This is a genomic window from Gammaproteobacteria bacterium (assembly GCA_016199745.1).
GTDB lineage: Bacteria > Pseudomonadota > Gammaproteobacteria > Acidiferrobacterales > Sulfurifustaceae > JACQFZ01.
This window is the reverse complement of record JACQFZ010000022.1, coordinates 239,306-255,117: the sequence shown is the minus strand read 5'-3', so window position 1 is coordinate 255,117 and position 15,812 is coordinate 239,306. Positions and strand designations below refer to the sequence as shown.

15 protein-coding genes and 1 tRNA gene are annotated in these 15,812 nt (G+C 58.7%); all 16 read right to left on the bottom strand.

Features of this window, described 5'->3' with window-relative positions; translation table 11 throughout:
• Positions 1-101: 101 nt before the first annotated feature.
• A complete protein-coding gene (gene nuoH, locus HY308_06175) occupies positions 102-1,178 on the bottom strand; it encodes an NADH-quinone oxidoreductase subunit NuoH (GenBank protein MBI3897867.1) in 1,077 nt (358 codons plus the stop codon).
• Positions 1,175-3,586 (bottom strand): NADH-quinone oxidoreductase subunit G, encoded by a 2,412-nt coding sequence (locus HY308_06170; GenBank protein MBI3897866.1) that lies wholly within the window; start codon positions 3,584-3,586, stop codon positions 1,175-1,177. The genes nuoH and HY308_06170 overlap by 4 nt, the downstream gene beginning before the upstream one ends.
• Positions 3,583-4,866, bottom strand: coding sequence for an NADH-quinone oxidoreductase subunit NuoF (gene nuoF / locus HY308_06165; GenBank protein ID MBI3897865.1), 1,284 nt, complete (start codon positions 4,864-4,866; stop codon positions 3,583-3,585). Before nuoF ends, HY308_06170 begins: the two co-directional genes overlap by 4 nt.
• Before the next feature lie 2 nt (positions 4,867-4,868).
• Positions 4,869-5,375, bottom strand: coding sequence for an NADH-quinone oxidoreductase subunit NuoE (gene nuoE / locus HY308_06160; GenBank protein ID MBI3897864.1), 507 nt, complete (start codon positions 5,373-5,375; stop codon positions 4,869-4,871).
• The gene (locus HY308_06155; GenBank protein ID MBI3897863.1) at positions 5,375-6,628 is read right to left on the bottom strand and encodes an NADH-quinone oxidoreductase subunit D; all 1,254 of its coding nucleotides are present in this window, start codon (positions 6,626-6,628) and stop codon (positions 5,375-5,377) included. The genes nuoE and HY308_06155 overlap by 1 nt, the downstream gene beginning before the upstream one ends.
• Positions 6,621-7,226: an NADH-quinone oxidoreductase subunit C gene (locus HY308_06150; GenBank protein ID MBI3897862.1), complete on the bottom strand. Its 606-nt coding sequence runs from the start codon at positions 7,224-7,226 to the stop codon at positions 6,621-6,623. The genes HY308_06155 and HY308_06150 overlap by 8 nt, the downstream gene beginning before the upstream one ends.
• Positions 7,227-7,248: 22 nt before the next feature.
• Complete coding sequence (locus HY308_06145; protein ID MBI3897861.1) at positions 7,249-7,731, bottom strand: NADH-quinone oxidoreductase subunit B; 483 nt, start codon at positions 7,729-7,731, stop codon at positions 7,249-7,251.
• The gene (locus HY308_06140) at positions 7,722-8,078 is read right to left on the bottom strand and encodes an NADH-quinone oxidoreductase subunit A (GenBank protein ID MBI3897860.1); all 357 of its coding nucleotides are present in this window, start codon (positions 8,076-8,078) and stop codon (positions 7,722-7,724) included. Before HY308_06140 ends, HY308_06145 begins: the two co-directional genes overlap by 10 nt.
• Before the next feature lie 388 nt (positions 8,079-8,466).
• Positions 8,467-9,216, bottom strand: a complete 750-nt coding sequence (locus tag HY308_06135; GenBank protein ID MBI3897859.1) for a helix-turn-helix transcriptional regulator — start codon at positions 9,214-9,216, stop codon at positions 8,467-8,469.
• A 140-nt stretch (positions 9,217-9,356) separates the two neighbouring features.
• Positions 9,357-9,441, bottom strand: a tRNA-Leu gene (locus HY308_06130).
• Positions 9,442-9,574: 133 nt separating this feature from the next.
• Positions 9,575-9,910 carry a preprotein translocase subunit SecG gene (gene secG, locus HY308_06125; GenBank protein ID MBI3897858.1) on the bottom strand — a complete coding sequence of 112 codons (336 nt, stop codon included), beginning with the start codon at positions 9,908-9,910 and terminating at the stop codon, positions 9,575-9,577.
• 57 nt (positions 9,911-9,967) lie between these two features.
• Positions 9,968-10,729, bottom strand: a complete 762-nt coding sequence (locus tag HY308_06120; protein MBI3897857.1) for a triose-phosphate isomerase — start codon at positions 10,727-10,729, stop codon at positions 9,968-9,970.
• A 78-nt stretch (positions 10,730-10,807) separates the two neighbouring features.
• Positions 10,808-12,163 (bottom strand): phosphoglucosamine mutase, encoded by a 1,356-nt coding sequence (glmM, locus tag HY308_06115; protein MBI3897856.1) that lies wholly within the window; start codon positions 12,161-12,163, stop codon positions 10,808-10,810.
• Positions 12,164-12,182: 19 nt separating this feature from the next.
• Positions 12,183-13,013, bottom strand: a complete 831-nt coding sequence (gene folP / locus HY308_06110; GenBank protein MBI3897855.1) for a dihydropteroate synthase — start codon at positions 13,011-13,013, stop codon at positions 12,183-12,185.
• A complete protein-coding gene (locus HY308_06105) occupies positions 13,010-14,941 on the bottom strand; it encodes an ATP-dependent metallopeptidase FtsH/Yme1/Tma family protein (GenBank protein MBI3897854.1) in 1,932 nt (643 codons plus the stop codon). The genes folP and HY308_06105 overlap by 4 nt, the downstream gene beginning before the upstream one ends.
• Positions 14,942-15,111: 170 nt before the next feature.
• Positions 15,112-15,732, bottom strand: a complete 621-nt coding sequence (gene rlmE, locus HY308_06100) for a 23S rRNA (uridine(2552)-2'-O)-methyltransferase RlmE (protein MBI3897853.1) — start codon at positions 15,730-15,732, stop codon at positions 15,112-15,114.
• Positions 15,733-15,812 lie beyond the last annotated feature (80 nt).

The following is a 15,812-nucleotide window of genomic DNA, read 5'->3' as shown; positions in this document are numbered from 1 at the left end:
CCCCCTCTCCCCCGAAAGAGGGAGAGCGCAAGGGGAGAGGGGCCAGCTAATGCCACCTTCCTCTTCCCAAAAATAAACAATGTCCCCATCTCAGCGCTCCATCAGTGGACGATAAAACCCCAGGGGGTCAGGAACATCACCGCGCCGATCAGCACGATCCACACTAGCGTCACCGGAATAAATACCTTCCAGCCGAGGCGCATGATCTGGTCGTAGCGATAGCGCGGGAACGTCGCGCGGAACCAGAGAAACCAAAACAGCATGAAACTGACCTTGAACAGGAACCAATGCAGCCCGTTGCCAAGGATCGACTTTAGCACCGGCACATCCGGCACCCACGACGGCGGCAGCGGCGACAACCAGCCGCCGAGGAACATGAGCGCCGCCAGCGCCGCAATCAAAATCATGTTGGCGTATTCGGCCAGGAAGAACAACGCAAAACCGATGCCGGAGTATTCGACGTGAAAGCCGGCGACCAGTTCCGACTCGCCTTCGGCGACATCGAACGGCGCGCGGTTGGTTTCGGCGACGCCGGCGATGAAGTAAACGACAAACAACGGAAACAGCGGCCAGACGTACCACTCAAGCACACCGTAGTCACCCGCCTGATGCAGCACGATCTCGCGCAGGTTGAGACTGCCGGCCGCCATCAGCACGCCGACCAGAGCAAAACCCATGGCAATTTCGTACGCCACGATCTGCGCCGCCGAGCGCATACTGCCCAAGAATGCGTACTTCGAATTCGACGCCCAGCCGGCGATGATGACGCCGTAAACGCCCATCGATGTCAGCGCCAGGATGAACAATAGGCTGGCGTCGACGTTGGCCAACACCAGCTCGTCGGTGAACGGAATCACCGCCCAGGCGGTGAACGCCGGCGCCAACGCCAACAGCGGTGCAATAACGAACAGATAACGGTTCGCTTTGGCCGGGATGATGACTTCCTTCAACAGCATCTTCAGCACGTCGGCGATTGGCTGCAGCCAGCCGCGCGGTCCGACGCGATTCGGGCCGATACGGACCTGCATGTAGCCGATAATTTTGCGTTCGGCGAACGTGAGATAAGCGACGCTGAGGATCAACGGCAATAGGATCGCGACGATCTTCGCCAGCGTCCATGCCGTGACCTGCAGCCACGGCGGCAGGCCATCCAAGATTGCCAGACCGGTCTCGTTCATCGCTCGCGCACCACGCTGGCGGCGCCGTGCGCACCGAGCGCCGCGGTCTCGAAGTAACCGGATGGAACCAACGCGCAGCCGTCGGCGATACGCGCGTCGATAGCAACATTGAGACGTGCCTCACCGGCGATCGTCCGCACCATCACCATTTCGCCTTCGGTCAGGTGCAACTGCGCCGCGACCGATGCGTTCACGCGCAACGCCGGCGGCGGATTGTCGGCCGTATGCTGCAACGCGGGCGCACGCCGAACCAACGGATCGGCGGCGTAGAGCGGCACTTCGGCCAAACGATACAGTTGGCCATCGGTGAGCGGCACGCGCACCGGCGATGGAATCGTTCCCTTCTCCAACACGCCGGCACTGATTTGCGTCGGCAGATTGAGCTCGGCCCGTACTTCGTCGATGGTCGAATACTGAAAACCATCGGCGCCCAGCTTGTCGCCCAGTACGCGCAGAATCTTCCAACCAGGACGTGTTTCACCAAGCAGCTTTACCGCCGCGTCGAACCGCTGCACGCGACCTTCGACGTTGACGAAGCTGCCGGCAGTCTCGGTGAACGGTGCCAGCGGTAACAAAGCATGCGCATAACCGATGGCACCACCGCGATAGATCGACGGCTTGAAGTGGGTAAACATGGTGACGAACTCGGCGGCTTCCATCGCCTTTGCCGCCAACGCGCCATCGAGCACATCGAGCTCGGGCTCGACGCCATATAGTAAGTAAGCCTTGCGCGGCTCGCGCAGCATGGTCAGCGTGTTGCGGCCGTTGCCGGCAGCACCGCCGAGCGGCCCGCGATGCGGTAAACAACCGGCAACGCAAGCACCGACGGCATTGGCTTCCGGTAAAAAGCCGAGCGTAGCGCCGGACAACTCGGCAATACGCTGCGCCAATGTCCGCAAGCCGGCGGCTTGCGGATGGCTGGCAGCGAACGGTCCGAGCAGCACCATCTTATTTGAGGCCTGCGTTAATACGTCAGCGATACGACGCGCATCGGTGCCTGGCGTCAGCGCATCGATCCAACTGGCGCTACCGGTCGGCGCGCCATGCGCATCGCTCAACGCCTTGGCGACCTCAGCGACAGCGGCGTACATCGTTTCCGGCCGGCCGATCACCTTGCCGGCTAAACGGTAGGTAAAGTCGTAGTCGACCGGATTGATGGCCATGACGCGCGCACCGCGGACTGCCGCTTTACGCAGACGTAGGCCGATCAGCGGCTGATCTTTACGCGGGTTGGCGCCGATCAACAGCACCGCGTCCAGCTTTTCGAGATCGGCGATCGACATGCCGAGTCCCGGATACAACGGTGTCCGCGCATCGTCGCTGAAATCGAGTTGACGCAAACGATGATCGACATTGTGCGAACCGAGCGCGCGCATGAGCTTCTGCAACAGATAATGCTCTTCGACCGTCGCCATCGGCGATGCCAATGCGCCGACGGCATCGGCGCCGTGGCGCTCGATCGTACGACGCAGGCCTTGGGCAACGAAATCGAGCGCGGTCGGCCAATCGACTTCTTCCCATTGGCCGCTGCGATGAATCATCGGCAGACGCAGCCGCTCTTCGGAGTTGAGCGCTTCGTAGCTGAAGCGATCACGGTCCGACAACCAGCATTCGTTGATCGACTCGTTGGTACGCGGCAAGACGCGCATCACTTTGTCGCGCAACGTCTGCACGTCGACGTTGGAACCGACGCAATCGTGCGGCGCGATCGACGCGTGATGATCGAGCTCCCACGGCCGCGCTTTGTATTGGAACGGCTTCGACGTCAGCGCGCCGACTGGGCAGATGTCGATGACGTTGCCGGACAGCTCGGAGTCGACGCTCTTGTCGAGGAACGTGCGGATTTCGCTGTGCTCGCCGCGACCGAGCACGCCGAACTCGGCGACGCCGGCGATCTCCTGACCGAAACGCACGCAACGCGTGCAATGAATGCAACGCGTCATGAAGGTGGTGATTAACGGACCGATGTCTTTGTCCGGAATGACGCGCTTACGCTCTTCGTAGCGCGAATCGTCTTTGCCGTAGCCGAGCGCTTGGTCCTGCAACGGACATTCGCCGCCCTGGTCGCAAATCGGGCAATCGAGCGGATGATTGAGCAGCAGGAATTCCATCACGTGCTGCTGCGCGTCTTTGGCCTTGGCCGAACGCGTGTAGATCTTCATGCCGTCGGCCACCGGTGTAGCACAGGCCGGCAGCGGCTTCGGCGACTTCTCGACTTCAACCAAACACATGCGGCAGTTGGCGGCAATCGGCAGCTTGTCGTGGTAGCAAAAACGCGGAACGTAGATACCGGCGGCGTCGGTCGACTGAATGATCATCGAGCCCTTGGCGGCTTGAAGCTTACGGCCATCGACCTCGATCGTGACGGTATCGGGTGCCGGTGCCGGTTGTGGCTGCTGCACGCTCATGAATCCTCTCGTGTCTCGGGCAGACATGCCCGACGCTCGATATGGTATTGGAATTCGTCGCGAAACTGCTGGACGAAACTACGCACCGGCCAGGCGGCGGCCTCGCCGAAGGCGCAGATGGTGCGGCCTTCGATTTTCGAGGCGACGTCGTCGAGCAGGTCGAGATCCTGCGGTCGGCCCTGCCCGGCTTCGATGCGATCGATCATGCGCGCCATCCAGCCGGTGCCTTCGCGGCACGGCGTGCATTGGCCGCACGACTCTTCATAATAAAAATGTGAAATGCGTTGTAGCGCGCGCACCATGCAAGTGGTCTCGTCCATGACGATGACGGCGCCGGAACCGAGCATCGACCCCGCCTTCGAGATCGAGTCGTAATCCATGGTCAGCTCCATCATGATGCGACCGGGCAAAACCTTCGCCGACGAACCGCCGGGAATGACCGCCTTCACGCGATGGCCGTTGCGTACGCCGCCGGCCATCTTAAGTAATTCAGCGAACGGCGTGCCGAGCGGAATTTCGTAGTTGCCCGGGCGATTGACGTGGCCGGACACCGAGAAAATTTTGACGCCGCCGTTGTTCGGCTTGCCCAAACCGAGAAAGTGCTGGGCACCGTGACGCAGGATATACGGGACCGAGGCGAAGGTCTCGGTGTTGTTGACCGTGGTCGGCCGACCGAACAAGCCAAAGTGCGCCGGGAACGGCGGCTTATAGCGCGGCAAACCGCGTTTGCCTTCGATCGATTCGAGCAGCGCCGTTTCCTCGCCGCAGATATAAGCGCCAGCGCCGAGATGATCGTATAGATCGAAATCGACACCCGAATCCAAAATGTTCTTACCCAAAAGACCCGCGCCGTAAGCTTCTTTCAATGCCGATTCGAAGCGCTCGTACGGCTCGATAAATTCGCCGCGCATGTAGTTGTAACCGACGGTCGTACCCATGACATAGCTGGCGATTGCCATGCCTTCGATCACTTGATGCGGGTTGTAGCGCAGGATATCGCGGTCTTTGAAGGTGCCTGGCTCGCCTTCATCGGAGTTGCAGACCAAGTATTTTTGGCCCGGCGACTTCGGATTGATGAAGCTCCACTTAATGCCGGTAGCAAAACCAGCACCGCCACGACCGCGCAACGCCGCCGTCTTGAGCGTATCGACGATGGTCGCGGGCTCGGGCTTCTCGCGCAGTATCTTTTCCCACATCTCATAACCGCCGGTGCTGCGATAGCTCGCCAGCGTCCACGGTTTGTCGAGACTGGGGTCCGGCAGGCAGACGCGGGTGGTCATGGTTATTTCAACCCCGCCAACAACGCGTCGAATTTTTCCGGCGTCACGTTCTCGTGATACTTGTCGTCGATCATCAACGCCGGTGCACCACCGCAAGCGGCCAAGCACTCGGCCTGCTTTAAGGTGCAGCGGCCGTCGGCGGTGGTCTCGCCAATGTCGACGCCGAGACGCTGCTTGATGTGCTCGAGCAATTTTTCGGAGCCGCGCAACCAGCAGGAGATGCTGTTGCAGACATAAACTTTGTGTCGACCGACCGGTTGCAAGTCGTACAAGCTATAAAAGGTAGCGACTTCCTGCACTGCCACTTGCGGAATACCGAGGTAATCGGCCACGGCCTCGAGTAACACCGGCGTGAGATAACCGCCGTTCTCGCGCTGCACAATCGTCAGCGCCGGCAACGTCGCCGCCCGCCGGCGGTCGGCCGGATATTTCGTTAACCAACGATCGATCTCGGCGCGCGCAGCGGCCGATAGCGTATGCGCTGGATGCGGCTTAGACGACGTGGCCATTAGCGATCGATCTCCCCGAAGACGATGTCCTGCGTACCGATAATGGCTACCAAGTCGGCGATCATGTGGCCGCGGCACATTTCATCGAGCGCCGCCAAATGCGCGAAGCCCGGTGCGCGCAACTTCACCCGATACGGCTTATTAGCACCATCGGAAATCAAGTACACACCGAACTCGCCCTTCGGCGCTTCGACCGCGGCATACACCTCGCCTTCGGGCGCGCAGTACCCTTCGGTAAAAAGTTTGAAGTGGTGAATCAATGCCTCCATATCGGCCTTCATTTCTTCGCGCCGCGGCGGCGCCACCTTGTGGTCATCGACCATCACCGGGCCTGGATTGCGCCGCAACCAATCGACGCATTGACGGACAATGCGGTTGCTTTGCCGCATCTCTTCAATACGCACGAGATAACGGTCGTAGCAGTCGCCATTGACGCCGACCGGGATATCGAAATCGACACGATCGTAAACGGCATACGGTTGTTTCTTGCGCAAATCCCACTCGATGCCGCTGCCGCGCAACATCGGACCGGTAAAACCGAGCTGCAATGCACGCTCTGGGCTGACGACGCCGATACCGACGGTGCGTTGCTTCCAGATGCGATTGTCGGTCAACAGCGTTTCGTACTCGTCGACATAACCGGGGAAGCGCTCGGTGAAGTCCCAAACGAAATCGAGTAACGAACCTTGGCGGTTAGTGTTGAGCTGCGCGACTTCTTTTTCGTCGTGCCACTTGGACGACTGGTACTTCGGCATGCTGTCCGGCAAATCGCGATAAACGCCGCCCGGACGGTAATAGGTCGCGTGCATGCGCGCGCCGGACACCGCTTCATAGCAATCGAACAAATCTTCGCGCTCGCGGAAGCAGTACAGGAACACCGTCATTGCACCGATATCGAGACCGTGGGCGCCGAGCCAGAGCAAATGATTCAGGATGCGCGTGATCTCGTCGAACATCACCCGAATGTATTGCGCCCGCACCGGCGCTTCGATGCCGAGTAACTTCTCGATGGCGCGCACGTAGGCGTGCTCGTTGCACATCATCGATACGTAATCGAGCCGATCCATGTAACCGATCGATTGGTTGTATGGCTTGCTCTCGGCCAGCTTTTCAGTGCCGCGATGCAGTAAACCGATATGCGGATCGATCCGCTGAATGACTTCGCCGTCGAGCTCCATCACCAGGCGCAACACACCGTGCGCCGCCGGATGTTGCGGCCCGAAGTTCATGGTGTAGTTACGGATCTCAGCCACGGGCGAATCCTTCGTCACGAATTACGCGCGGCACCAACACGCGCGGCTCGATCGACACCGGTTGGTAGACAACACGCCGTTTGGTCTCGTCGTAACGCATTTCGACATTGCCGATCAGCGGGAAATCTTTGCGGAACGGGTGGCCGATGAAACCGTAGTCGGTCAGTAATCGACGCAGATCCGGATGCCCTTCAAAGATAATGCCGAATAGATCGAACGCCTCGCGCTCGAACCAATCGGCCGCGCTCCAAATCTCGCTCACCGAATCGACGCGCGGCATGTCGTCGTCGAGTAACACTCGTACCCGTACTCGGCGGTTGTGCTTGATCGACAACAGATGGTAGACAACGGCGAAGCGTGGGCCGGCTTTGACGCCTTCGCGCGATTCCGCGCGATAAGTCGCGTAATCCACGCCGCAGACATCGATGAGTTGTTCGAAGGCGAACGCCGAATCGTCACGCAGTGCACGCGCCGCTTTTAAAATTCCGTCGCGTCGAATTTCTAATGTCAGCTCGCCATGCGCTAAAACGACGCGCGTGACCAATCCGCCTAATTTCTCGGCGACGTTTGTCGCAAGCGCCTGCAGTGCCTCGCTCATTATTGGCTATTCGTCCGTTGCGTTAGCGCGCGATCGTGTGGGTGCGCCGGATCTTGTTCTGGAGTTGCAAAATTCCGTATAGCAGCGCCTCCGCAGTCGGCGGGCAACCCGGAACATAGACATCGACCGGAACGATGCGGTCGCAACCGCGTACGACCGCGTAGGAATAATGATAATAACCGCCGCCGTTGGCGCATGAGCCCATGGAAATGACCCAACGCGGCTCGGCCATTTGGTCATACACCTTGCGCAGCGCCGGTGCCATCTTATTAACCAGTGTACCAGCGACGATCATCACGTCCGACTGGCGCGGGCTCGGCCGGAATACGACGCCGAAACGATCGAGGTCGTAGCGCGAGGCGCCGGCGTGCATCATCTCGACGGCACAACAAGCGAGGCCGAAAGTCATTGGCCACAACGAACCGGTGCGCGCCCAATTCGTGACTTTATCGATGCTGGTGATCGCCCAACCGCGATCCAATAGGCCGCCGTCCGCTACTCCCATTCAAGCGCCCCTTTCTTCCACTCGTAGATGAATCCGATCACCAGGATACCGAGAAACAACATCATCGACAGAAAACCGAACAAACCGATTTCTTGCAGCGCGATCGCCCACGGAAATAAAAAGGCGATCTCCAAATCGAAGATGATGAAGAGGATGGCGACTAAGTAGTAGCGCACGTCGAACTTCATGCGCGAATCTTCGAATGCCTCGAATCCGCACTCGTAGGGGGAAAGTTTGTCAGGATCGGGCCGATGTGGACCCAATAGCCGGCCGAGCAGCATCATGACGATGCCGAGCGCGAGCGCAACTAACATGAATATCAAAATGGGGAGATAATTTTGCAGCATTGAAGGCCGCCAGCCACCCGCGAAAACGCTGGCGAGTCTACTTAGCCAGTGTCACAAAATCAAGACAAAATCCGGGGGAACCCAATACCGCGGCGCATGATTTCCGTTACAGATGTGTGTAAACAAAAATAAAAGAGGACGGGAAATGCGGATCGGAATAGAAACGGCAACAAGCGGAAGCTTCCCGACCTCATTAACTTCCTTGCTACCCCCTTACGCATTTCCTTGCGAGCTTCTCGGCCTCCCTGAAGTTCGCAACTGCTGCCGCCTCCCATTCCCCCTGCCCCCGCAGGTCCGCATTCCCGTCCAACAAATGTAAGGCGGGCCAGACGCTAACAAGCAGAAGACGTACGCGAAAGGCACTTTAGTGCCGACGTACTTGAGCAAGCTACAACAGTCGAGTCGGCGATCCCGGCACCAATCGCGCCTCATACTCCGCCAGGCAACGCACCAACTGCGACCGATTGAAGACGCCAACCTTATCGAAAATATGCGTTAAGTGATGCTTAACCGTACTCTCTCGCAAATCGATGATGTGGGCGATTTCGGCGTTGGTTTTCCCCATTCCCAACCAGTGCACCACTTCGCGTTCGCGCTCCGTTAATTTCGATAAACGCTCGGCGAAGAAATTATCGCCTTTGACAAACTCGATGACCCGACAAAGCGCCAGATGCAGCGCCGGTGTCAACCGCTGCAACACATCAAAGTGTTCCTCGCACGGTATTCCGGGAATTTGGAACAAACAGTGGTAGGTGCCGAAACATTTTTCATGATCGACCATTCCGTGAGCGATGGCGTTATGAAAACCATGGCGCCGGAAACTGTCGAGCCAAATCGGCGGAGTCTCAGGCCAAGGGTTCCGACCGTCGAAATATACGGGCTGTAGCACCGACAACCAACGACGCACGATAGGAGTATCGATCGCACCCGCACAATTGCGGATGGATTCGATGTGCTCAAGTGGGCAATCGACCATGACGATATAGTCGAGGCCGGCACCGCCGGCGTGCAGATGGCCCAAGCCGGAAAGCATGGAACCGTGGGGAAGGACCGGACGAATGTGCCGCCGCGTCCATTGTTTGTAATCGTCTGCCGTACGAACCGACTCGGCAGCAGCCCTGATTAACGCGTCGTTCATGCCCTGTCTCCCCTCAAGCGCATATCGAACGAGAACCTGGTCGCTATTGACGATGTGATTTGAGTCTACAACCATCGCCAAGCAGATGATCAGGCATCATCACTGACGAACCACGTACTTCCCTACAACTCCTCAATGAATGGTGCCGAAGGCGGGACTCGAACCCGCACGGCTTTCGCCACTACCACCTCAAGATAGCGTGTATACCAATTTCACCACTTCGGCCGAGCTTGAATTAAAACACGAGTAAGCGCGCGAGGAGAATAGGAAGCCTAGATTTATTCGGCGCTTTCGTCGGCACCGGCGAAGTAATCTGAAAATTCCTTCGCAAAAATTTTTCCGCTTCCTCTCTACCGCCTTACTTAGGAACCTCCGGCACGGACGGGGTAGCGGGTGTCACTGGCACTTCCGGCACTGCTGGCGTTTGCGTTGCCGGTACCGTTGTCACGCTCGACGGCTGCGCATGTCCTTTAGCGAGATACGCAAGCCCTAAGTTCGAAAGAAAAAAAACAACCGCGAGCACGGCGGTCGCTCGTGTTAAAAAGTTAGCGGTACCGCGACTGCCGAATAGCGTCTGCGATGCGCCACTGCCGAAGGCAGCCCCCATATCAGCACCCTTACCTTGCTGCAACAATACCAGCGTCACTAAGCCCAGCGCCGCCAATACGTCGACTATGATAATAATTTCACGCATATTCCACTCCGTTGTTGAAAAATTCCGTGCATGGAATTTTTCAACGCTTAATTTAGATTACGCGGTAGCCGCGCGGCAGATGGTGAGGAATTCCTCCGCCTGCAACGATGCTCCGCCGATCAGCCCGCCGTCGATGTCGGGTTGGTTGAACAACTCACGCGCATTCGCGCCCTTCACGCTGCCGCCGTACAAAATGCGTATACCATCGGCCACTTTGGCATCGCGCGCCGCGATCTGCGCGCGAATAAATCGATGTACGTCTTGCGCCTGCGCCGGCGTCGCCGTACGTCCGGTGCCGATGGCCCATACCGGCTCATAGGCGATTACGGCTTGCGCCAACGCAGCGACGCTATGCTGTGCCAATACTGCTTCGAGTTGGCGCTGCACGACCGCTTGCGTCTGCCCGGATTCACGCTCGGCGAGCGTTTCGCCGACGCATAGGATCGGCACCAATCCCGCCGCTTGCGCCGCGCCAAACTTGTCGGCGACGACCGCATCGGTTTCGCCATACAGCGCGCGCCGCTCGGAATGGCCAACGATTACATAGCGACAGTCATAATCGCGCAACATCGGCCCCGACACCTCACCGGTGTACGCGCCTGATTTGCGCGGATCTAAATTCTGCCCACCCCAAGCAATGGCACTTTTTGCCAATCGCTCAGCCGCCAGCGGAATTAGTATGAAAGGAGGGCAAACCACGACTTCCGTGCCGGAAACGGTAACAACGCCCTGCACTAGGGCAGTCAACAGCGCCGTCGACTCGGCACGGCTGCCGTTCATTTTCCAGTTTCCTGCTACCAACGGTCGGCGCCCGGCCATTTCTTCTTCCCCACATCCCGCAAAAACGGGCGCCGATGTTACCGGCGAGGCCTTAATAATGCAATTTGCGCCGGCACCTCACGAGGCTTCTTCGACCGCAGCCCGCACCACATCAGCCAGCTGCCGTGATAACCGTTCGACCAAGGCTGCATCGCGACCCTCGACCATGACCCGCACGACCGGCTCGGTACCCGATGGACGCAGCACCACCCGCCCCTGCCCGTTCAGCTCACGTTCAACGTCGCGCACCGCCCCTTGAACCCGGGTTGAACTCTGCACGTCGACACGCCGGCTCAAGCGTACGTTGATCATGCACTGCGGATACATCTCCAGGCCGTCCTTCAGCTCGGTTAACGAGCGGCCGGAACGCACCATGGCGGACAGCACCTGTAATGCAGCGATGATGCCATCGCCCGTGGTGTGTTTATCAAGGCAAATAATATGACCGGACGACTCGCCACCGAGGTCCCAACCCTTTTCGCTCAAGGCGCTCATGACATGGCGATCGCCGACCGAGGCGCGCACGAATGGGACATTGCTTTGCCGACAGATTGTCTCTAACCCGAAATTACTCATCAGGGTGCCGACAATACCGCCGCGCAACGAACCGGCGGCCAACCGATCGAAGCCGATGATATAAAGCAGTTGATCGCCGTCGATAACCGTACCGTTGCTATCGACCATCACCACACGATCGCCATCGCCATCGAGGGCGATACCGACATCGGCGCCGGTATCCAAAACGGTACGGCGCAAGATCGCAGGATGGGTCGAGCCGCATTCGCGGTTGATATTGAAACCGTCGGGCTCATTGGCGATGGCCGTGACCTCGGCGCCGAGCTCGCTGAACACCAACGGCGCAACGTTATAAGCAGCGCCGTTGGCACAATCGACGACAATGCGCAGACCGCTCAAGTTGGCACGATGCGGGAATGTGCTCTTGCAAAATTCAATGTAGCGTCCGCCGGCATCTTCGTAGCGCTTGACCTTGCCGAGTGCATTCGAGGCGACCATTTTTAGCGGTTCCCGCATTGCCTCTTCGATCGCCAGCTCGACATCGTCCGGCAGCTTCGTTCCTTCCGAAGAAAAAAACTTGATGCCGTTGTCTTCATACGGATTGTGCGAGGCACTGATGACGATGCCGGCGCGCGCACGAGCGGTGCGAGTCAGATAGGCAATTGCCGGCGTCGGCATCGGTCCGAGCAAGCGGATATCGACACCGGCGGCCGATAGTCCTGACTCGAGCGCCGATTCGAGCAAATAGCCGGACACACGCGTGTCCTTGCCGATCAAAATCTTTCCGGCTTCACCGCCATTCGTACCGAGTACGCGCCCGGCGGCCCAGCCCAGCTTAAGCACCGTCTCCGGCGTGATCGGCTCTTCGCCGACCATTCCACGTATTCCATCGGTTCCAAAGTAACTACGTTTTTTCATAGGAATCTTCTAAGGCTTGTTATTGGGTCGGATACACGGCCTGCCACATGCGCAGCGCCTCGACAGTTGGTGCAACGTCATGAACACGGACGATACGCGCACCATTTTGCACAGCGATTAACGCCAGCGCCACACTTGCCTGCAGACGACGCTCTACTGGCAAACCCAGCAACTTACCGATCATCGATTTGCGCGATAACCCGGCTAACACCGGCGCCAACGTTGTCAGCTGGCGCAATTGCCGCAACAACTCGAGATTGTGATCGACCGTCTTACCGAAGCCGAAGCCGGGATCGATCATGAGACGCTCACGCGGGATGCCGGCGGCGGCAGCGACGGCGATACGTTGCGCCAAGAACTCGCTGACCTCGCGCACGACGTCGTGATAATGCGGATCTTGCTGCATGGTCGCCGGCTGGCCCTGCATGTGCATCAACACCACCGGCCGCTCGAGCGCCGCTGCCGCTTCGACTGCCCCCGGTTCGCACAGCGCTCGCACATCGTTGATCACCCCGGCACCAGCGGCAACCGCGGCACGCATGACATCGGGTTTAGAAGTATCGACCGAAATCGGCACCGACACGACGCCAGCTAAGGCCTCGATCACCGGTATTACGCGATCGATTTCTTCCTGCACACCGACAATGCGCGCACCCGGCCGCGTGGATTCGCCGCCGATATCGACTAACCCGGCGCCCTGCTCCACCATTTCGCAGGCACGGGCAATCGCTTTCTCACGCTCAAAAAAAACACCCCCATCCATGAAGGAATCGGGGGTGATATTGAGAATGCCCATGACTACGGGGCGGGACAAATCGAGCGTCCGCCCACCGCAGTCCAACACCGTCATGCGCTAGTGCTCGCTCCGGGCGTATCGAAACGCGGCTTCACTCGCGGCTTGCTCTTGTTCGAGCGCTTGCGACCGCCGTCAGCATCGCCGTCGGAAGGATCGTTCATGCCTTCGGGCGGATGCGGATCGCGACCGTTCATGATGTCGTCGATCTGCTCGGCATCGAGCGTTTCCCAATCGAGCAAGGCCCGCGCCATTTTTTCGATCTTGTCGGCACTCTCTTCGATGATTGCGCGCGCCCGCGCGTACTGTTCGTCGACGATCCGGCGAATCTCTTTATCGACCGCTTCGGCAACGGCGTTGCTCATGTTCTTGTGCGTTGCGACGTCGCGCCCGAGAAATACCTCGGACTGGTTGTCGCCGTAAACGCGCGTACCGAGCGCATCCGACATACCCCACCGCATGACCATGTTACGCGCGAGATCCGTGGCCCGTTCGAAGTCGTTGGCAGCGCCGGTGGTCATCTGCTTCATGAACACTTCTTCGGCGATGCGCCCGCCCATCAACACAGCGATGGTCGACAACAACGACTCGCGGTCGTGGCTGAAGCGATCTTCCAACGGCAATTGCATAGTGACGCCGAGCGCGCGACCGCGCGGAATGATCGTTACTTTATGCACCGGATCGGTGTTCGGCAGCAGCTTCGCCACCACTGCATGACCGGATTCGTGGTAGGCCGTGTTCAGGCGCTCCTTTTCCGGCATCACGATCGAGCGGCGTTCGGTACCCATAATGATTTTGTCCTTGGCGCGCTCGAAGTCGTCCATGTCGACCAAGCGCTTATTGGCGCGGGCGGCGAACAGCGCCGCTTCATTCACGAGATTAGCGAGATCGGCGCCGGAGAAACCGGGCGTGCCGCGAGCGATGATGGTGGTATCGACGTCTTCCGCCGTCGGCACTTTGCGCATGTGTACTTTGAGAATTTGATCGCGGCCACGAATGTCGGGCAGCGGCACGTACACCTGGCGATCGAACCGGCCCGGGCGCAATAGCGCCGGATCGAGCACGTCGGGACGATTGGTAGCAGCGATAACGATCACACCTTCGGTACCTTCGAAGCCGTCCATTTCGACGAGTAATTGATTGAGCGTCTGTTCGCGCTCGTCATGACCGCCGCCCAAGCCGGCGCCACGCTGGCGGCCGACGGCATCGATTTCGTCGATGAAGATGATGCACGGCGCATGCTTCTTCGCTTGGTCAAACATGTCACGCACGCGCGAGGCGCCGACGCCGACGAACATCTCGACGAAATCGGAACCGGAAATGGAGAAGAACGGCACCTTGGCCTCGCCGGCGATCGCCTTGGCGAGCAAGGTCTTGCCGGTGCCGGGGTTGCCGGTCATGAGCACACCCTTGGGAATGCGGCCGCCCAACTTTTGAAACTTCGATGGATCGCGCAGGAACTCGACGAGTTCCTGTACTTCTTCCTTCGCTTCTTCCACACCGGCAACGTCTTCGAACGTGGTCTTGTTCTGTTCTTCGGTCAGCATGCGCGCCTTGCTCTTGCCGAAGCTCATGGCACCGCGACCACCGACACCGCCCTGCATCTGGCGCATGAAGAAAATCCAGACGCCGACCAAGAGCAACAATGGGAACCAATTGATGAAAATGGTCAGCAACAACGATTGGTCTTCTTGCGGCTTGGCCTCGAAAATTACGCCGTTATCGACCAAATCATTAACCAGACCCGGATCACCGGGCGAATAGGTCGTAAACGACTCGCGATTTTTGTATTGACCGGCAATCTCACGACCATCGCGACCTTGGATGGTGACGCGCTCGACTTCGCCTTGCTTCACCTTCTGAATGAAGGTCGAGTATTCGACAGGGCGCGCCGCCGCTTGGCGATTACCGAAGTTGTTGAACACCGACATCAGCACAATGGCGATGACGAGCCAGAGCAACAAGTTCTTCGTGAGATTATTCAAAGCCGACCTCTGCAGTTGCGCGTATAGCAAACACTGGTGTGTCTGCGAAATGCCCGACCTTCCCTGGGCGGATTAAACACAATTCTATTCTGCTACGACCCTGTGGCGGGCACAATTACCGTAACAACCCTGACCCGTTTGCCACCGTGCGTTTCACGGCACTAGGACGCTTAGCCCTTGAATCCTTTGGTCAGAATGTAGGTTTCGCGGCTTTCGGCGCGTGATGCCTCGGGCTTGCGTACCAAAACCTTCGTAAAACGTGCTCGCAGGTGCTTAATCAACTCATCAAACCCTGCGCCATGAAAGGTCTTTACCAGGAAAGTGCCTTGCGGTCGCAGCGCTTGCTCGGCAAATTCGATTGCACATTCAGCTAATTCGACGCTACGCGCCTGATCCGACAAGGCAATGCCGCTGATATTGGGGGCCATATCGGAAATTACAAGGTCTACCGGCGCATCCCCCAGCCGTTCCCACAACAAGTCTAGCACCGAGGTTTCAATGAAGTTGCCTTGGAGAATGTCGACACCGGGGATTGGCTCGATAGGGAGTAAATCGAGGGCGATCACTCGACCCTTCGGCCCCACCCGCTTAGCCGCGTACTCGGACCAACCGCCTGGGGCAGCACCGAGATCAACGACAGTCATCCCGGGACGTATCAGTTTGTCGCGCTCGTCAATCTCAGCCAGCTTGTAGACCGCACGCGAACGCACGCCCTCTTTCTGCGCGCGTTTGACGAAGTTATCGCTGAAATGACGCTGCAACCACGCTTGGCTGCTTTTGCTTCGGGCCATAAACAATGCGCCTGATGTTGGCGCCTCGGGTAGCCCCTCTCCCGCCGGGAGAGGGGGTGGGGTGAGGGATATCAGAGAAC